General features: G+C 38.0%; 14 protein-coding genes and 1 riboswitch. Of the genes, 9 read left to right on the top strand and 5 right to left on the bottom strand.

Annotated elements, in window-relative coordinates:
• Window positions 1-118: 118 nt before the first annotated feature.
• Window positions 119-1,141, bottom strand: coding sequence for a class 1 fructose-bisphosphatase (fbp, locus tag DLK05_RS09825; RefSeq protein WP_127343832.1), 1,023 nt, complete (start codon window positions 1,139-1,141; stop codon window positions 119-121).
• Between the two features lie 329 nt (window positions 1,142-1,470).
• On the opposite strand from fbp, the gene DLK05_RS09830 reads away from it, so the two are divergent.
• The 9 genes from DLK05_RS09830 (at window position 1,471) to DLK05_RS09870 (ending at window position 15,918) form a co-directional block, all read left to right on the top strand.
• Entirely contained in the window at window positions 1,471-2,727 is a 1,257-nt protein-coding gene (locus tag DLK05_RS09830; RefSeq protein ID WP_127343833.1) for an aspartate kinase, read from the top strand.
• 248 nt (window positions 2,728-2,975) lie between these two features.
• Window positions 2,976-3,086, top strand: a riboswitch (SAM riboswitch).
• Between the two features lie 499 nt (window positions 3,087-3,585).
• Window positions 3,586-4,905: an O-acetylhomoserine aminocarboxypropyltransferase/cysteine synthase family protein gene (locus DLK05_RS09835; protein ID WP_127343834.1), complete on the top strand. Its 1,320-nt coding sequence runs from the start codon at window positions 3,586-3,588 to the stop codon at window positions 4,903-4,905.
• A gap of 129 nt (window positions 4,906-5,034) precedes the next feature.
• The gene (locus tag DLK05_RS09840) at window positions 5,035-6,069 is read left to right on the top strand and encodes a homoserine O-acetyltransferase family protein (RefSeq protein ID WP_127343835.1); all 1,035 of its coding nucleotides are present in this window, start codon (window positions 5,035-5,037) and stop codon (window positions 6,067-6,069) included.
• Window positions 6,059-7,249 carry a homoserine dehydrogenase gene (locus tag DLK05_RS09845; RefSeq protein WP_127343836.1) on the top strand — a complete coding sequence of 397 codons (1,191 nt, stop codon included), beginning with the start codon at window positions 6,059-6,061 and terminating at the stop codon, window positions 7,247-7,249. Before DLK05_RS09840 ends, DLK05_RS09845 begins: the two co-directional genes overlap by 11 nt.
• Before the next feature lie 51 nt (window positions 7,250-7,300).
• Window positions 7,301-8,635: an aspartate kinase gene (locus DLK05_RS09850; protein WP_127343837.1), complete on the top strand. Its 1,335-nt coding sequence runs from the start codon at window positions 7,301-7,303 to the stop codon at window positions 8,633-8,635.
• A gap of 46 nt (window positions 8,636-8,681) precedes the next feature.
• Window positions 8,682-12,341 carry a methionine synthase gene (gene metH / locus DLK05_RS09855; RefSeq protein WP_127343838.1) on the top strand — a complete coding sequence of 1,220 codons (3,660 nt, stop codon included), beginning with the start codon at window positions 8,682-8,684 and terminating at the stop codon, window positions 12,339-12,341.
• Between the two features lie 100 nt (window positions 12,342-12,441).
• The gene (gene metF, locus DLK05_RS09860; RefSeq protein ID WP_127343839.1) at window positions 12,442-13,401 is read left to right on the top strand and encodes a methylenetetrahydrofolate reductase [NAD(P)H]; all 960 of its coding nucleotides are present in this window, start codon (window positions 12,442-12,444) and stop codon (window positions 13,399-13,401) included.
• 298 nt (window positions 13,402-13,699) lie between these two features.
• Complete coding sequence (locus DLK05_RS09865) at window positions 13,700-14,239, top strand: hypothetical protein (protein WP_127343840.1); 540 nt, start codon at window positions 13,700-13,702, stop codon at window positions 14,237-14,239.
• Window positions 14,240-15,285: 1,046 nt separating this feature from the next.
• Window positions 15,286-15,918, top strand: coding sequence for a hypothetical protein (locus DLK05_RS09870; RefSeq protein ID WP_127343841.1), 633 nt, complete (start codon window positions 15,286-15,288; stop codon window positions 15,916-15,918).
• Window positions 15,919-16,000: 82 nt separating this feature from the next.
• Here DLK05_RS09870 and DLK05_RS09875 read toward each other — a convergent pair whose 3' ends face one another.
• From DLK05_RS09875 to DLK05_RS09890, 4 genes are all read right to left on the bottom strand, one after another.
• Window positions 16,001-16,942, bottom strand: coding sequence for a 2-hydroxyacid dehydrogenase (locus tag DLK05_RS09875; protein WP_127343842.1), 942 nt, complete (start codon window positions 16,940-16,942; stop codon window positions 16,001-16,003).
• Between the two features lie 179 nt (window positions 16,943-17,121).
• A complete protein-coding gene (locus DLK05_RS09880; RefSeq protein ID WP_127343843.1) occupies window positions 17,122-17,619 on the bottom strand; it encodes a hypothetical protein in 498 nt (165 codons plus the stop codon).
• A 24-nt stretch (window positions 17,620-17,643) separates the two neighbouring features.
• Window positions 17,644-18,984 (bottom strand): dihydroorotase, encoded by a 1,341-nt coding sequence (locus tag DLK05_RS09885; protein ID WP_127343844.1) that lies wholly within the window; start codon window positions 18,982-18,984, stop codon window positions 17,644-17,646.
• 31 nt (window positions 18,985-19,015) lie between these two features.
• The gene (locus tag DLK05_RS09890; RefSeq protein WP_209319819.1) at window positions 19,016-19,744 is read right to left on the bottom strand and encodes a polyprenol monophosphomannose synthase; all 729 of its coding nucleotides are present in this window, start codon (window positions 19,742-19,744) and stop codon (window positions 19,016-19,018) included.
• Window positions 19,745-20,181 lie beyond the last annotated feature (437 nt).

Here is a 20,181-nt window from a genome sequence, read left to right on the forward strand (position 1 = left end):
AAACGGACATCAGGGAAAAGTTTACTTTAAAAATTCTCACTAAAACCAAAGCCACTCTCAAGTAGAGAATGGCTTTAGTTTTAGTAGTGTATTATAATTTTCTTCTGAAAATTCGGTTTCAGATGTTGTCAAAAAAGTCCAGAAATTCTTCTGCTTTTTTCATCATGTTGGTCGATCCGGTATAGAAAGGAACACGCTGATGTATGGCTTCCGGAGCAATTTTTAGAATGCGCTGTTTACCATCGGTAGCTTTTCCTCCGGCTTGTTCTGCGATAAAAGCAATCGGATTGCATTCGTAAAGTAATCGGAGTTTGCCGTTGGAATTTTTATTGGTTTGCGGATAGATAAAAATGCCGCCTTTCAATAAATTCCGGTGAAAATCTGCCACCAATGATCCTATATAGCGCGAAGTGTAGGGACGTTTGCTCTTCGCATCTTTTTCCTGGCAAAACTTGATGTATTTTTTTACACCTGAATGGAAATTGATGTAATTTCCTTCGTTGATGGAATAAATAGTACCGCTCTTAGGAGTTTTGATGTTGGGATGCGATAAGCAGAATTCCCCAATCGATGGATCCAGCGTAAAGCCATTTACTCCGTTTCCGGTGGTATATACCAACATGGTAGAAGACCCGTAAATTATATATCCGGCAGCAACTTGTTTGGTTCCTTCCTGCAAGAAGTCTTCGATTTTAGCTACTTCGCCACGAGGAGAAATACGCTCGTAAATCGAAAAAATAGAACCAATCGATACATTCACATCGATGTTGGATGATCCGTCAAGCGGATCCATACAGAAAACGTATTTTCCATTTCTACCCATTTCATCCTCGAAAAGAATGATGTTTTCATTCTCTTCGGAAGCTACAGCACAACATTCGCCGCTGGCTTTAAGTGCATTAATAAAGTGGGAGTCTGCAAAAACATCTAGCTTTTGCTGATCTTCGCCCTGCACATTCTGATCACCCTGTTCCCCCAAAATATCAACCAGTCCCGCTTTATTCACGGCACGGTTTATAATTTTGGCGGCAATACCAATATGGTGCAAGAGTCGGGAAAGTTCCCCTTTTGCGCCAGGGTATTCTGATTGTCTTTGGATGATAAATTGATTGAGGGTTTGAACATTAAATTGTTCAGTCATTTTAAAAGGCTTTTTGGTTTACATTCATTTGGTGGCATAAAGTTATGCTTTTTTATGAAACGCTGAAACTCTTATTTCAAACGTTAACGATAAAATATTCCGATACGCTTTATTTAATGGTTTAGGATAAATATTAAGGACGCAAAAATGAAAAGATTCGGAAGGTATATTTTAATATTTTCTCTTATTCTTAATTTTAAAAAAAAATGTAAAATCAGGATACTTATTTTGATTCAATTGTTGGAGAAGCAATGCTTTATTTATTAACTTCATTTTTTATTTAGAAAAGTAAAAGCTTCTAAATCATAAAAACAAAACAAACGACTGTAATGAATATTTTTAAATTTGGCGGAGCTTCGGTACATAATGCCGAGGGAGTCCGGAATTTTGTGAAAATTGTACAAGCCTATAAAGAGGAGACTATCATCGTTCTTTCTGCAATGGGTAAAACAACCAATACTTTAGAAGAGATAGCAGATGCTTTTTTTATCAGAAACGAATTATTGGAATCGAAGTTCGATGCTTTAAAAATCTATCATTTAGATATTGTAAATGAATTGTTTCCAAAGAAAGATGATGTGGTGTTCGAAAAGGTTGAAAAGCTTTTTAATCAGTTACACGATTATCTGCAAAGAACTCCTTCGTTGAATTTTGATTTTGACTACGATCAAATTGTATGCTTTGGCGAATTACTTTCTACTACTATTGTGTCGGACTATTTGCGTTTAAGTGGAAAACCAAATAAATGGGTAGATATTCGCACTTGTTTAAAAACAGATGATACTTATCGGGAAGGAAAAGTGGACTGGGAATTATCTCAAAAGCTGGTAGAACAGGTATTTAGTTTCAACAATACTTTTGTGTATATCACACAAGGTTTTTTAGGCGGTACAACTACTAACTTAACGACTACGTTGGGGCGCGAAGGTTCGGATTATACTGCTGCTATTCTTTCTTTTATTTTGGAAGTGGAGCAGTTAGCCATATGGAAAGATGTTCCGGGAATCATGAATGCTGATCCAAAATGGTTACCCGATGCCAAAAAGCTGGATCGTATCTCGTATCAGGAAGCCATTGAGTTGGCATTTTATGGTGCTAAGGTCATTCATCCCAAGACGATTCAACCGATACAGAAAAAGAAAATTCCACTTCAGGTTCGTTCGTTTCTCAATTTTAACGATAACGGAACCATGATTAGTTCTGCCTCTCAAAAGTTGGAAAATCAGAATCCGGTTTACATTCAGAAACAAAATCAGGTGTTGATTTCTATTCGACCCAAAGATTTTTCTTTCATTCTGGAGGAGAATCTCAGCAGGTTATTCTCCCAATTCGCAAAGTATCGGGTAAAAGTAAATCTGATACAGAATTCGGCAATCAGCTTTTCGGTGTGTGTGGACAATTCCGGAAATAGGTTAAAATATTTGCTGAACGAGATTTCAAAAGGTTTTGAAGTGAAATACAACGAGGATCTGGAATTGATAACTATCCGTCATCATGATGATGCATCTGTGGAACGCATGACAAAAAACCGAAAGATTTTGTTGGAACAACGAAGCAGGGATACAGCACAATTTGTGTTGGCCTAAAAGAATAATGAATGCAGCATATCAAATAATGTTATCAATTGCCCTGGGTTTTACCTCAGGGCAATTGATTTATAGAGCTGGTTTAAATTTTTTTTCATCTAAAAAATAAGATTTGCTTATATAAGGTATAACTCGCAGATACCTAGCTGGAAAAATAAAGACAAGTGGCATTTCCAATTTGGAGATTTAAAAAACCTGCCTATCTTTGTTTCCAACATTTAAGGTAAAACTCCCCGGAGTATATCTTTAATTTATACAGAAGAAGTGAGAGAACAGGCTCGTAGACCTTCTGACAACCTCGGCAAAACAGAAGCTGAAAGGTGTCAAATCCTGACCATTTAGATTGGTGAATATAAATTAAAAGATCATGAAGAAGACAGAAAATCAACACTTCCATCAGCAGGCTCAATCAGAGCAAAACTATTCATTGCAATTAGTATCTATTACCACTATGATGCGAATGCAACGAATGATGCGTATGCTGTAACGCATTCTGTCTAAGATTTTTTCCTATTTTTTTAGATGCTGGTGCGTATAAAACAACTCCGAACCAGGAAATTCAAATTCCAACTTATTTTTTAGATGTGTTTTTGTTAAGCAGAAACAGAAAGGCATATGTTTTATTCTGTGGCCACAAATTAATTCAGAATAGAGCTAATGCTGATAAGTAAGGATTTGTGACATTTTTTCATCAAAACAATTTGAAAGTTTTACATCAAAACTTAGGGTTTAGCCATGAGTTTTTGCAAATCTCGTCAATTGTTTTGATTAACTATTAACCAATTTTTTTTTACTGGATGAATCGTGACAATTACGCTTTATCTGACAAGGAATTAACCAAATAAATATAGAATCGCTATGTCGAAAAATTTAAGATACGAAACATTACAACTACACGCAGGACAGGAAATTGATGCAACAACTAACTCAAGAGCAGTACCCTTGTATCAAACCACCGCTTATACATTCAATAATTCGGAACATGCGGCCAATCTCTTTGGATTAAAGGAATTCGGGAATATCTATACCCGTTTGATGAATCCAACCAATGATGTTTTTGAGAAGAGAATTGCCGCTTTAGAAGGGGGCGTTGCTGCAGTAGCAACTGCATCCGGACAGGCAGCTCAATTTTTAGCGCTAACCAATATTTTAGAGAGTGGTGATAATTTTGTGAGTGCGGCTCAAGTCTATGGTGGAACTTATAATCAGTTTAAGGTACAGTTCAAACGACTGGGAATTGAATGTCGTTTTGTGGATATCGATCATCCCGAAAGCATCATTCCCTTGATTGATGCCAAAACCAAAGCAATTTATGTGGAAGCATTGCCAAATCCCAAATTCTCTATTCCCGATTTTGATGAGGTGGCAGCTATTGCAAAACAATACGATCTACCACTTATTGTGGATAATACTTTAGGTGCCGGTGGCTATCTGTTTCGCCCATTGGAACATGGTGCTAATGTGGTAGTGGAGTCGGCCACCAAATGGATTTGCGGACACGGAACAGCTGTGGGCGGTGTAATTATAGATGGTGGAAACTTTAATTGGGGAAATGGAAAATATCCTCAGTTCACAGAACCTTCCGAAGGATATCACGATTTGGTATTCTGGGATGTATTTGGTGCTGACGGACCATTTGGGAATATTGCTTTTGCTATTCGTGCCAGAGTGGAAGGATTAAGAGATTATGGTTGCAGCCAAAGTCCGTTTAATTCCTTCCTGCTTTTGCAAGGACTGGAAACCCTTTCGCTTCGACTTGACCGACATGTGGAAAATACGCAGACTTTAGCCGAATGGTTGCAAGATCAGGATTGGGTGGAGCAGGTGAATTATCCTGGTTTGCCATCTAGTCCGTACTACGAAAAAGCAAAAAAATATTTCAAGAAGGGTGCTGGTTCGGTACTGACATTCAAAGTAAAAGGTGGTAAAGAGGTTGCTGATAAATTGGTGGATGGAGTAGAATTACTTTCTCATGTTGCCAATTTGGGAGATGCTAAAACCTTGATCATTCACCCTAGTTCTACTACTCACGAGCAATTGAGTTTGGAGGAACAAAAAGATTCGGGGGTAGAACCTGGCTTGTTACGTATTTCTGTAGGAATAGAACATATCGAAGACATTAAAGCCGATATCAAACAAGCAGTAGAGAAAGCCATTAATGTGGAAACAATCAATTAGTTCTTTAGAAAATCCGATCGGAAGATTGATTTTAGAATTGGTATTTCGATCGGGTACTCCAATGTTTGTATAGGTATAAAACTCCTGTGCAAATTTCACAAAACAATAAACAAGCAAAATCAACAAAGCGTGAATTCAAAATATTATATCCATAAAGAAGGTCTGCAACTTGAATCAGGTGAGCGTCTGAAGGAGTTGACAATAGCCTATCACACCTATGGGAATTATGATCCCAAAAGGAATAATGTGATTTGGGTTTGTCATGCACTTACAGCCAATTCTGATGTTTTTGATTGGTGGAAAGGCTTATTTGGGGAGAATGATCTTTTTAATCCGAGGGATTATTTTATTGTATGTGACAATTTCCTTGGTTCTTGCTACGGAACTACCGGACCACTTTCCGAAAATCCGGAGAACGGACAAGCATATTATCATGATTTTCCACAATTAACGGTGCGTGATTTGGTTGCTGCACATGAAATACTGCGAAAGCACCTTCAGATTGAACGCATTCAAATGATGATTGGTAGTTCTCTGGGAGGAATGCAGGCTTTGGAATGGGCGTACTTATTGAATGGTGAGTTGGATAATCTGGTGGTTTTGGCTTCGAATGCTAAACACTCGCCTTGGGGAATTGCCTTTAACGAGTCGCAACGAATGGCTGTAGAGGTAGATCCCAGTTGGAAAGAATCTAACGAAAAAGCTGGTTTGGATGGGATGAGGGTAGCACGATCCATTGCCTTATTAAGCTATAGAACCTATGCAACTTACGATCATTCGCAACAGGAAAATGAGGAGGATAAGACCGATGATTTTCGTGCAAGCTCCTATCAACGCTATCAGGGCGAGAAATTAGCCCGGCGATTTAATGCTTATTCCTATTGGCATCTTTCCAAAATAATGGATAGTCATGATCTGGGTAGAGGGAGAAATGGTTTAGTTGCGGCTTTGGGTCAAATTAAATCCAGATCCTTAATAATTGGAGTGAATACGGATCAGATATTTCCAATTGATGAACAACGCTTTGTGGCAAAACATATCCCTCATGCATCCTTTCTGGAAATTAAATCCCTTTATGGACACGATGGATTCCTTCTGGAACAAGAACAACTAAGCAAAGTATTAGAATCCTTTTTAATCGAAAGTAAAAACAATGAGCAATAAACTAAAAATAGGAGTTTTCGGATATGGCGTTGTCGGTTCCGGATTGGCTCACGTTCTAAAAAATAGTAAAGGACTGGATGCATCCATCGTGAAAGTATGTGTGAAGGATGCGGATAAAGAAAGAGAATTGGATTCCAAAATTCTTACTCTTAATCCGGATGATATTTTAAATGATCCTGAAATTAATGTGGTAGCAGAATTGATTGATGATGCGGATGCAGCTTATCAAATTGTGAAAACGGCTTTGCAAAATGGAAAACATGTGGTTTCGGCGAATAAAAAAATGCTGGCATATCATATCGAAGAACTAATTCAATTGCAATGGCAATACAAAGTTTCCTTTGTATACGAAGCTTCGGCCTGTGGGAGTATTCCTATTATTCGCAATCTGGAAGAGTATTACGACAATGATTTGTTACAATCGGTTAGCGGAATTCTGAATGGTTCCTCGAATTACATCCTAACTAAGATTTTTAACGATCATCTGGATTATAAAGTAGCATTGCAACAAGCACAGGAATTGGGTTATGCCGAGAGCGATCCCACTTCGGATGTGGATGGATTTGATACCTTGTATAAGCTGATTATTCTTACTGTTCATGGATTTGGATTATTTGTACATCCCAATCAGGTATTTAATTCCGGAATTTCCAACTTAAGTGTGAAGGATATCGAACTGGCATCTCAAAAGGGATATAAAATCCGCTTGATAGGAAAAGTAACTAAGGTAAATGGCAATAAGGTGAATCTTTTGGTGATACCTAAATTCGTAAAACCTGAAGAACATGCCTACACCGTAGATAGTCATTATAATGGGGTTTTGATACAAGGAAATTTTTACGACAATCAGTTTATGTACGGAAAAGGAGCAGGTGCGCATCCTACAGGTTCTGCAGTATTATCGGATATTACCGCATTGGCATACAACTATAAATATGAATACAAAAAACTAAAATATTACGGTGGTTTGGAATATACCAATGATATGGAGGTTAAAGTGTATTTAAGATATAACGATAAAAACGATTTGGATTTGTTTGATTTTAAAGAGATTTCTGAATCCCTAATCGGGAAGGATTTTAACTATGTGATAGGAATTCTAAATCTAAACGATCTGCTTAAGATTCGTCAACAGATAATAGGGAAAGATATATTCCTTGCTTATTTGGGCGAGGAGTAGGCTTTATTTAAAGGCTTTTGATATTATCTGTTTGATAAAAGAGGAGAAAAAATGATCATATATAAATTTGGAGGAGTATCGGTAAAGGATGCTTCGGGAATTAAAAATATTTGTCAAATCATTGGCAATGCAAAGTGTCCGCTCACAGTTGTGATTTCTGCAATTGGGAATACTACCAATTTGTTAGAAGCACTAGTGGAAGCTTATTTTTCCGGTAATGATAAGCTAAGAGAACTTCTGAATCAGGTGAAGAAAAACCACACTTCCCTGATTCATGATTTATTCGAAGAAGTTCCCGAGCAAGTCCTTACCGATGTGAACGCTCTTTTCATCGAGCTGGAAACCAAAATTACCAAGCCATCATCTGATCAATTCAATTTTGAATACGATCAGGTGATCGGTTTTGGGGAATTACTCTCCACTACTATTGTGTCAGCTTATCTAAATCAGATAGGACAAAACAATGAATGGGTTGATGTACGTACTTGTCTGGATTCAGATGACAATTATGTAGATGCCAATATTCTTTGGGAATCATCTAAAGAGAAGGTCTGTACGAGATTCACTAAAAACCAGAATACCCTTTACATTACTCAAGGCTTTATCGCCAGTGATCCGAAAGGAAATACAACTTCTTTAGGTAGGGAAGGCTCGGATTATACGGCTGCAATTTTGGCTCACTTGTTGGATGCAGAAAAAATGATTATTTGGAAAGATGTACTTGGTATTTTGAATGCCGATCCGGATTATTTTGAGAACACCACAAAGTTGGACACCATTCCTTATCACGAAGCCATTGAATTATCGTATTATGGAGCAAGCGTAATTCATCCCAAAACAATCAAGCCATTGCAGGCAAAACAAATTCCTTTGTGGGTGAAATCGTTTATAGAGCCGAATCAGAATGGCACTTTAATTACTAAAGGAGAGCGACCACAGCCTTTGCTTCCCAATTACATTGTGAAAAAGCAACAGGTTTTGGTGAGTTTGAAACCGTTAAATTTTTCATTCATAAGCGAGAAAGACATGGTTTTTATCTTTTCGCTTGTGACAAAATTTAGAATAAAGCTTAATTTTACTCAAAACACAGCCGTTAGCTTTGTTTTTTGTGTAAATACTTCGGCAAGAAATTGGAAAGACCTAGCTGTTGAGTTGGAGAAATATTATGAGGTTGAAATAACCGAAAATCTGGAATTAATTACCGTTCGGCATTATACTTCAGCCACTATTAAGGAAATACAGTTTAAGCATCATGTGTTGGGAGAACAAAAGAATAGGAATACGGCCATTTATCTGATAGATACGAATTGGAATTTCCCCCATATCCCTAAGAAGGAATTCGAAAGTGCCTTGCGGGATTTTTCTTTTCAGGAAAATTTAGAATAGGGATGCTATTAGAAATGGTTTTTAAATTATAGAAAGGAGTAAAGAATTGACAGCCTTAAAAGAAACATTACAAAAACAAATTCTGGTATTAGATGGAGCCATGGGAACCATGATACAGTCTTACCAATTGGGAGAGACTGATTTTCGTGGGGATCGCTTTGCCGATTTTCCATGTGATCAGAAAGGGCATAACGACCTGTTGAGTCTGACCCAGCCGGAGATAATTAAGGATATTCACAGGGCATTTTTGGTGGCAGGAGCAAATATTATCGAGACCAATACCTTTAATTCCAATGCTATTTCACTTGCTGATTATCAATTATCAGAATTGGCATATGAACTGAATTTGGTGGCAGCTAGAAATGCACGAGAAGTTGTGGAGGAGATGAACGCAATCGACCTGAATACCCCACGATGGGTAGCAGGTTCCATTGGTCCTACCAACAAAACAACCTCTATGTCTCCCAAGGTAGAAGATCCGGGCTATCGGGATGTGAGTTTTGATGATTTAGTAGCAGTTTATACCGAACAAATAAGAGGTTTGATTGATGGAGGCGTAGATGTATTACTGATCGAAACTATTTTTGATACTTTAAATGCCAAAGCTGCCATTTTTGCTGCCGATCAGTTACTGGAAGAGCGTGGACTTGATGTTCCCATCATGATTTCGGGAACCATTACCGATAGAAGCGGGCGTACTTTGTCCGGACAAACACTCGAGGCTTTCGTTACTTCTATGAAGAATGACCGATTGTTGAGTATTGGACTGAATTGTGCTTTTGGTGCGAAAGATTTAGTGCCGTTTATTCAGCAACTGGATACACTGCTTCCTGTTTATGTAAGTGTATATCCCAATGCCGGGTTGCCAAATGAATTGGGAGAATATGACGAAACGCCGGAAACCATGCGAAGCGATTTGCAGGAATTGCTGCAAGGTCGAAAAATTAATATTGTTGGTGGTTGCTGTGGCACACGTCCCGAGCATATCAAAGCATTGGCGGAGGCTGTGAAAGGAGCTGCACCAAGGGTAATACCTGAAATTGAAAAGGAAACCCGGTTGAGCGGATTGGAACTATTACGCATTAATTCACTTAGTAATTTTGTGAATGTTGGGGAACGTACCAATGTTGCAGGTTCGCGGAAATTTGCGCGTTTAATTCGGGAGGAAAAATACGAAGAGGCTCTTTCCATAGCTCGGTCGCAGGTCGAGAATGGTGCTCAAATCATCGATGTGAATATGGATGATGCCATGTTGAATGCTGAAAAAGAGATGGAGATTTTCTTGAAATTATTGGTGTCGGAACCGGAAATTTCAAGAGTTCCTATAATGATTGATTCTTCGAAATGGTCTGTCTTGGAAACAGGATTGAAATGTGTGCAGGGAAAATGTGTGGTAAATTCCATCTCGCTGAAAGAAGGGGAAGATGAATTTATTGCTCATGCAAAGCAGATTAAGCGATATGGAGCTGCTGCGGTGGTAATGGCTTTTGATGAAAAAGGTCAGGCCGCTACCTATGAGCGGAGAATTGCTATTTGTAGTAAAGCTTATCAAATATTAACCGAAGAAGTTGGTTTTCCTGCCGAGGATATCATCTTCGACCCAAATGTATTGGCTATTGCTACCGGAATTGAGGAACACAACAATTATGCGGTAGATTATATCCAAACAGTAAAATGGATTAAAGCGAACTTGCCATATGCAAAAATAAGTGGAGGAATTAGCAATTTGTCTTTTTCGTTTCGTGGGAATAATACAGTACGGGAAGCAATGCACTCGGTATTTTTATATCATGCCATCAAAGCTGGCTTGGATATGGGGATTGTGAATCCGGGAATGTTGCAAATTTACGATGAAATTGATCCTGAGCTACTAGAGAAAGTAGAGGATGTAATTCTGAATCGTAAGTCGGATGCTACCGAAATACTAATTGACTTTGCAGAGGGACTGAAATCGGAAGGAAAAATACAGGTGAAAACCGATGCGTGGAGGGAGAAAGCTTGTGCCGAACGTTTGTCTTATGCTTTGGTAAAGGGAATTACCGACTATATTGAAGCCGATGTGGAAGAAGCCAGAAAAAGCTATCCGAGGGCTTTGGATGTAATCGAACAACCTTTAATGGATGGCATGAATATCGTAGGGCAGCTTTTTGGCGACGGAAAAATGTTTTTGCCTCAAGTAGTGAAATCTGCACGAGTGATGAAAAAGGCAGTTGCCTATTTGCAGCCATTCATCGAGGCGGAGAAAAACACTTTATCGGAGGCTTCCAATGCCGGAAAAATAGTGATGGCTACCGTAAAAGGGGATGTTCATGATATTGGTAAAAATATAGTTGGCGTAGTCTTGGCTTGCAATAATTTCGAAATAATTGATTTGGGAGTGATGGTGTCCAGCTCTCAAATACTGGAAGTTGCCAAACGCGAAAAAGCAGATGCCATTGGTTTAAGTGGGTTGATTACACCATCTCTGGAGGAGATGTGTTTTGTTGCAGAAGAAATGAAACGATCGGGATTCGATATTCCTTTGGTGGTTGGTGGTGCTACTACTTCGGAATTACACACGGCAGTGAAAATTGAACCAAATTACGATCATGGAGTAGTTCATGTTATAGATGCATCGCAATCGGTAGGTGTTTTTAAAAAGCTGTGCAATAAAGATAAAAGAGAAGATTACCTGACCGAAGTACGAAAGCAATATCAGCAAGTAAGAGAAGAACACAGTAATAAAAAATCGAAAGAATATTATAGTCTTGATGAGGCGAGAGTAAATAAGGAAAGGATCGATTGGAAATCAGCTCCTATTTATAAGCCAAAACGAACAGGGTTACAGGTAAAGAAGAATTATTCTATTGGTGAGATTCGTAAATATATCGACTGGACTTTCTTTTTTGTAGCATGGGAACTAAAGTGCATGTATCCCGAAATTATGGAGGATCCCGATTTAAAGGAGGAGGCTAAAAAACTATTTGACGATGCCAATTGCATGCTCGACAAAATTGAGAAGGAAAAGTTATTGGAGGCAAGTGCCGTGTACGGTTTGTTTCCTGCCAATGCCGATGGAGATGATATTGTAATTTATAGTGATGAGGATAGACGTGAAGAACGGACTAGTTTTACTTGCATTCGTCAGCAGGAGAAATTTGCAAAAGGCTTGAGTAGTTTGTGTTTGAGTGATTTTATTGCTCCCATAGAGTCTGGAAGAATTGACTATCTAGGTGCTTTTGTAGTGACTGCGGGATTGGGAATAGAAGAAAGCCTGAAGCATTTCGCAGCTCAGCACGACGATTATAATAGTATCATGATAAAGATATTGGCAGATCGATTGGCCGAAGCTTTTACCGAATTGTTGCACGAGCAAATCCGTAAAGTGGATTGGGGATATGCCAATGGTGAAGATTGGAGTGTGGAAGAGATGCTTCGCGAAAAATATCAGGGAATACGTCCAGCATTTGGTTATCCATCCTTACCCGAGCATTCCGAAAAAGAAGTGCTTTGGGATTTTTTGAAGGTAAAGGAAAATATTGGAGCAACTTTAACCGAGAGTTTTGCCATGTATCCGGCAGCTTCGGTGAGTGGTTTGATCTTTGCCCATCCCGATGCCTTGTATTTTTCCATAGGTAAAATCAAAGAGGATCAACTGAAAGATTATGCATCCCGAAAGGGAATATCCGAAGAGAAGGCTAGAAAATTATTAGCTCCAATTTTATAAACATTAAATTAAATAGAAAACAGCAAATGCTGATTCTTTTTTTCAAAGTTGAGGGACTTTTTTAGCCCACGACGATTATTAACCAGTGACCAATTAATCAATGAAAGTAATCGAACTATTAAACCAGGCAATTGAGAATAAAACCACACATTTCTCATTTGAATTGCTCCCTCCCTTGCGGGGAAACAGTATCTATAAAGTTTTTAATACCATAGAAAAACTCAAAGAATTCGATCCTAAATACATCAATATTACGGCGCATCGCGATGAATTGGTGTTTACCGAATCGGAGAACGGAGTATTCGAAAAGAAAATAACACGAAAGCGTCCGGGTACTGTTGCCGTAGCTGCAGCAATCAAAAATAAATACAAACTTACGGTTGTACCTCATGTAATTTGCAGTGGCTTTACTCCCGAGGAAACCGAAAATGCGCTATTGGATTTAAATTTTCTTGGTATTTATGATTTGTTGCTTCTGCGAGGAGATTCCTCTTCTCGTCATGAGTTTATATCCAGCGAGGGAGAACACAAATATGCCATTGATTTGATTCATCAGGTCAATAAAATAAATAAAGGGGAATTTTTAGATGGAACGCATGTAGAACCTTTCGAGACTCCTTTTTCTTACGGTACCGCCGGATATCCCGAAAAGCACGAGGAAGCTCCCAACATGGATTCGGATATTTATTGGCTGAAACAAAAAGTAGATGCCGGTGCCGATTATATCGTAACGCAAATGTTTTTCGATAATCAGAAATATTTTGATTTTGTACAGAAAGTACGCGCTGCAGGTATTACTGTTCCGGTAGTTCCCGGAATTAAACCTTTATCGGCATTAAGCCAGTTAACAGCGCTTCCGCAGATATTTAAAACGGATATCCCGGAGGCTTTGGCTGCCGAAGTTCGTAAGTGTAAAAATAACGAGGCAGTAAAACAAGTTGGAGTAGAGTGGGGAATTCAACAAGGGAAAGAACTGATTCAACAGGGAGTGCCTTCTCTGCATTTTTACACCTTGATGGCTTCGGATTGTGTTCGTAAAATTGCCAAAGCAATTTATTAGCCTGATTTCGAATAAAACAGTTAGTATAAAAACAGTACAGGATTGATTAGAATGTAATAAGCTTTAATAGTCCTGAATGTTAATAAGGAATCTTTTTAAATCGGAATTGCCAAAGAGTCTCTTTCTTAGTTTGAAAGGGATTTTTTTATGGGAATACTCAGCCAATAGCAATAAAATAGCTTCTTTTGCAGTTTTCTTTTTAATAAGATTGAACCATAAAATGAGATGATATTTGCTCTGCAAAGCAATATTTTTTTCTTGTTTTTGATAATTTAAATTTGATTACCAATAATAAAAAATGAAAAGATTACTAATTGTACTGATAATGATTTGTGGAGCAGGCATAGTGAATGCTCAGGTTTTTAATACTTCCGGGATTTTAAAAGGCGGTGATGTGGCAATTGGATTCGAACCATCGCTTTTGGTGTATGATGGAACTACCGATGCTCAGATGTTCTTTCATGCAGGTGTCGGACTTGGACGTAATATGGATTTAGGTGCAAAAATAGGAGCCTTTGGCGAGGAAACTTATTATGGTGGGGATCTTGAATTCGGGATCAGTAAAAATTTATCCCTCTCAGCCGGAGCTCATCATTTTCATGATTTTGGCTTGGATGGCACTGCAAATGTAAGCATTCCATTGGTGTCGGGAACAAAGTTGATAACCGGTTTGGATATGGATATTAATTTTGGTGAGACAACCAAAATTCCACTTTGGGTGCCTGTAGGTATAAGGGTTGCCGTTGGTAATGGCTGGTCGATGATTATGGAGGCCGAAATTGAACTTACCAATGAAGCTTACCATTATTTTGGAATTGGAATGGCTTATGGATTTTAAAAATGATAATATTTGATAGATTGACTCCGCTTTGTGCGGAGTTTTTTTTGACTATTTAGTGGGCTTCACCTCTTGGACATGCTGCTTTTTGTGTTACAATATTATTCACCGATACCATTGAAAAAAAATGGAGAGAGTTAATAGTAGCATCTTCATACCATTTATCGATAGTGCGGCAATAGAAGCCAATAAAAGAAAGAGAGCCTACCAATTGGTTGAAGTTCGAAACACCCATAAAATGGATCTTCCCGCATTTGCGGAAGCTCAAGTCAACATTGGGATAGCACTCCGCGCAAGCGTGGGAGCTCAAGTCAAAAGTGGCGCGATAGCAAACACATGTGCGGGAGCTCATCCCGACATTTCTTTATGCTGCGCAGCCGTGCGGAGGTCTAAGTCACGATTGATTTGGCTTCCTGCAATCCTGCGGACCTCACTTCAAGCGTGACTTGGGTTCGAACAGTTGTGGGAATGCCATTCCACAATTGAAGTGCTTCCACGCATACGTGGGCACTGTGTCCCAATATTGGGATGGCTTCGCGCAGTTGTGGGAAGCCCATCCGGATTGTGACTTGGCTTCCTGCAATCCTGCGGACCTCACTTCAAGTGTGGCTTGGGTTCGAACAGTTGTGGGAATGCCATTCCACAATTGAAGTGCCTCCACGCATACGTGGGCACTGTGTCCCAATATTGCGATTGCTTCGCGCAGATGTGGGGAGCTAAAAATCAATATCTAAGCCCTATATTATCCTACAGAATTGTCGTTTTTCCCAAACAGGATTTCATTTTTAGCTTCATTCTAATAACGGAAACAAAAAAGATTAAGGCTGCTCAGGTTTATCTATTTTAGAGTGTTTTTTGCCATAAACATATGCTATGCAATAAAAGTTAATGGCAGTTTTGATGTTAATTAAGTATCGCTTCTTAGGTGAAAAATATATTGTTTCTTAGAAGTATTTGCTGTAAATTAAGACTTTGATATTCAGAACAGAGAGTTTTTTAAGAATTGTTGTTATCACCCTAAATCATTCACCATCAAAGCTAACCACATGGAAAAAGAAAAATCATCTATTCAAAAGTTAAACGAATTTGCTGAGCAAACCAACCGACTTATTACATTCACCGATAAACTTTACCCGTCGAATGCAATACATCCTGTAACCTATCGTCGCAGAACTTTATACATACCAAATAATAAAGGAAGAAGCAGCTATTTTGTATGTTTTGATGATTCGCGACGAATGAACAGATATGCAAGATATAGTGGGGTATTCTTCCCGATAGAATTATCTAAATCGACAAAAATTTGTATTCGCAAAAAAGATATTGTGGATAAGCTAAATTTTTTTACCAAGACCAACCGTTGCAAAATCGGGCAGGAGAGCTTCGATTCCCATGTGATTTACGAAGAGTTTGATTCTATTCGAAATAATCAAATCTTTACCAATACTAAGATTCAGGATTTAATTCGGAAAGCATTTGTTTTAAAACTCAGAGTAGGCGTAAATATGCTTCTTGTCGATTTTGTGCCGGGTTTTAGAAAGCAATCTTACTTTGGTATTTACACCACACACGAATGGCTGACGAATCCGATGAGAATAGAATTCTTATTCGATCTTGCTGAAGAAATAAATAGAAACATTAATAGTATGCAGGAAGCTCTTGAAATGGCTGAATTGTAATCTGTGTTTTGGGAGAATATTCAACAAAGCTTCAATTTCGATATAGAATTGAAGCTTTGTTGTTTCGTAAGCATTAAGGAGATTATTTTCCAAATTCATCGATAATTTTTTGAGCCGTAACTTCTGATAGCTTGATGTTGGATTCGTGTGTCCAACCACCAACATGCGGACTTAGTAGCACATTTTCTGCTTCGATTAAATATTGAAAATCTGTGGGTAATTCATTCGCATGTAAATCCTCGAAAGAGGTTTTTTCATATTCCAATACATCCAAACAAGCACCTTTCACCTTTTCATTTTTCAGATTTTTCACCAAATCGGCAATACGAACTACTTTGCCACGGGCAGTATTTATCAGGTAAATTGGTTTTTTGAATCGTTTTAAAAATTCATCATTCACCATAAACATGGTTTCTTCGGTTTGCGGTACGTGCAGACTTAGTATATCGCATTGTTCAAATAAATCGGACAATTGCTTTTCCTGGCAATATTCATCCGAATAATCGAATTTGTATTTGTCGTAGGCAATTACCTTGCAGCCAAAACCCTTTAAACGTTGGGCAAAAGCAGCTCCCATATTGCCATATCCGATAATACCAATCGTTTTTCCTTTAATCTCTATTCCTCTGTTTTCTTCTCTTCTCCATTTTCCATGTCGCACTTCCCAATTGCAACGGCAAAGATTATTGAATAGACAAAGTAGCATTCCAACTGCGTGTTCTCCAACCGCATCCCGATTCCCTTCCGGTGCATTAAAGCATCTTATCCCCTTGCTTTCGGCATAGGGGACATCAATATTTTCCAATCCAGCACCAACTCGGCCTATAAATTTCAATTTGGTGGCCAAATCTAGTTCTGTTTTGGTCAGCTTAAATTTACTTCGGATAATAAACCCATCAAATTCGGGGAATATATTCAAAAGTTCCTCTTTGTTTTTCTCGGGAGCATAAGTGCAATCAAATCCGGCCTCCACGAGCATTTCCCTCAATCGAGGATGGGTAGAATCTATAAATAGTACTTTCATGATAATTGTTTCAAGATAGAAGTGACTGAAATTAAGCTTGCAGGTCTTAATTCGGTACACTATTCAAATTATAGTGGTGCAAAAGTAGACGGAAAATCAGTAAAATTTAAATTTCTTAGAAAAATTAAATACGCTCAGAAAACAGATAGACTTGTGTGGTTTGTTAAAAAGCCAGGTATCTAAATATGCTCAGCATTTAATTGCACCACAAAACCAGCTTTGTAGCCTCTAATTTTTCCTGTCGAATCATATAATTCATAAGCCAGCATTATTTTATTCACCTTTTTATGAAGGCACATATTCGCTTTATCCCAAAACCATTCCTCTTCAAACTGAATTTTACCAATTCTATCGGTAAAGTTATTTTTAGATATTATTGTCCTAACCTCTTCATTTGTTAGCTGATGATTATCGTAGTAATCAAAAGCTTTTAATTTTCCCGATTGTACAGCTTTGATAATATCAGTAAACATGGTTTTGGTATCCGTGTTGGCTAAACATTCCGTTTTCCAATCATCTTCTGGATTAGGGTTGTGTGCCAAAACTTCATAAATAATTGGATTTGCGATTTTCTCACCGATAAAGACTTTTCCAGAAGAATGATTCTCCTGCTGACAGCTGAATAAAAACAGCCCTGAAATAATCAGAGCTGTTGATGTATGATAGCATTTCTTCATGTTCTATTTGCAGGTAAATTAAGATTAGCGATTAAAACTTAATCTCATTCCTTTGGTGCTTTCATTAAAAGTACCCTGATCGTAAACCAAGTGTCCATTCACAAATGTCCGATCTACTTTATAATGAAATTCTTCACCATCAAAAGGTGTCCAGCCACATTTGTATAACGCATTTTCATTGGTTGCAGTCCAGTTTTCCTCTTTCAATAAAACCAAATCGGCATAATATCCTTTTCGGATAAAACCGCGTTGTGCTACCTGAAAAATTTCAGCAGGTGTGTGAGACATCTTTTCTACTACTTTCTCAATACTGATTTTTCCCCGATGCGATTGTTCCAGCATAGCCACTAAAGCATGCTGTACCAAAGGTCCGCCACCGGCTGAATTTAAATAGTTTCCATCTTTCTCCCCGATTGTATGCGGAGCATGATCGGTAGCAATAATATCTAATCTGTCGTCGAGCAAGGCTTCCCAAAGTTTATCTTTGTCTTCTTTTGTTTTGATAGCCGGATTCCACCTGATTCTTGATTTTTTTGTCGAATAATCCCGATCATCAAACCAAAGATGATGTACGCATACTTCGGCAGTTATCCTTTTATCTTTAGCAGGAATAGTATTGTCGAATAAATCCATTTCCATTCCCGAAGATAAATGCAGAATATGCAATCTGGTGTTGTATTTTTTTGCCAGCTCAATCGCTTTTGAAGAGGATTTGTAGCAAGCTTCGGCACTTCTTATTTTACCATGAAATTCCATGGGAATATCAGCACCATATTTTTTAAAATATTCAGCTTGATTCTTTTCTATAGTCGGAGTATCCTCGCAATGAGTAGCAATCAATATTGGCGCTTTTTCAAATATCTGCGAAAGCGTATCAATATTATCCACCAACATATTTCCTGTTGAGGATCCCATAAATATCTTAATTCCACATACTGTTTTGGGATCTGTTTTTAGAATTTCTTCCAGATTATCATTGGTAGCGCCCATATAGAAGGAATAGTTAGCCAATGATTTTTCTGCTCCAAGTTTGTATCGTTCCTTAAGTAAATCCTGAGTTATAGTTTGTGGTTTCACATTGGGCATATCCATAAAGGAAGTAGTTCCACCCGCTACAGCTGCTCTTGATTCTGTATACAAGTTTCCTTTTTGCGGCATTCCCGGATCTCGAAAATGAACCTGATCATCAATCACTCCTGGAAGCAGTAATTGCCCTTCGGCATCAATAATAGTCCATTCCGATTCTTGCTTTTCAGGAACCGAAGTGAAAATTTCTTCAATTATTTGATCTTTTACCAGCACACTCCCGGTAATTTTTTTGCCTTCGTTGATAATCAAGGCATTTTTAATTAGAAAACTCGACATTTGGTTGTTTAGTTATAGTTTAGGCGAAAATCTATCTTTCGTATTTTGTAAAAAAGCTTCTTAGCTTCATTTTTATTACTCCCCAAACGGCTTCATTAAAAATTCCACCACTCATTTTCGATGTTCCTTGTGTTCTATCGGTAAAAATAATTGGTACCTCAATAATATTAAAGCCAAATTTCCATGTTGTAAATTTCATTTCTATTTGGAATGCATATCCCTTAAATCTGATTTTATCCAGATTAATAGTTTCCAGAACCTTTCGTGTATAACATTTAAAGCCTGCAGTAGCATCATGAATATTCATTCCAGTAACTATACGTACATATTTCGATGCAAAATAAGACATCAGTACTCTTCCCATTGGCCAATTTACAACATTTACACCGGAAACATAGCGAGATCCAATAGCCATGTCGCCACCTTTGCTTGCACACGCATCATAAAGACGAACCAAATCTTCCGGATTATGCGAAAAATCAGCATCCATTTCAAACACATATTCATAGTCGCGTTCCAAAGCCCATTTAAAACCGGAAATATAGGCAGTACCCAAACCTAATTTTCCTTTTCGCTCCACCATATATAAATCTGTAAATTCATTTTGCAGATTTTTTACAATATCAGCAGTGCCATCTGGTGAATTATCTTCTATAATTAGAATATCAAAGGCTATTTCTAGCGAAAAAACCTTTCTAATAATGGCTTCTATATTTTCTTTTTCGTTGTAAGTTGGAATAATAACAAGTCTATTTGTCACCTTGAGAGAATTAATGAGTTAAAACAATTTCCTAACACGAAGATAGTATATCTCCCTAAAATCCTTTTCCAAGAAGAGTTAAAAATGTAAAATATAGAGATTTTGTTATGGGCATTTCCCTTTGCCTTATCTTCAAAAAAGGCAAAGCGTCGGGCTATTCACTATATCTTTTGCTCCGTTCCTCCGCAAAAGGATGCCGTTTCTATCTCTAATGTGCTATTTTTCGAATTGGAGAGCTTCAGAGTAGCGAATGGTATTTTATTCGGTATTCTTCCTGCTTATTCGCTATTAATTACTTTTCTTAAAATTTTTCGATCAGGTTCACAGGATGTTAAGGTGTGAGGCAGGAAAAAGATAAGAATTGGATTAGGAAATGGGGAAATAAATGATTTATCTTTGCACCGCTTTAAACGTAAGGCGGGGGTTTTGAAAGGGGT

This window comes from Ancylomarina longa (assembly GCF_003996985.1).
GTDB classification, from domain to species: domain Bacteria; phylum Bacteroidota; class Bacteroidia; order Bacteroidales; family Marinifilaceae; genus Ancylomarina_A; species Ancylomarina_A longa.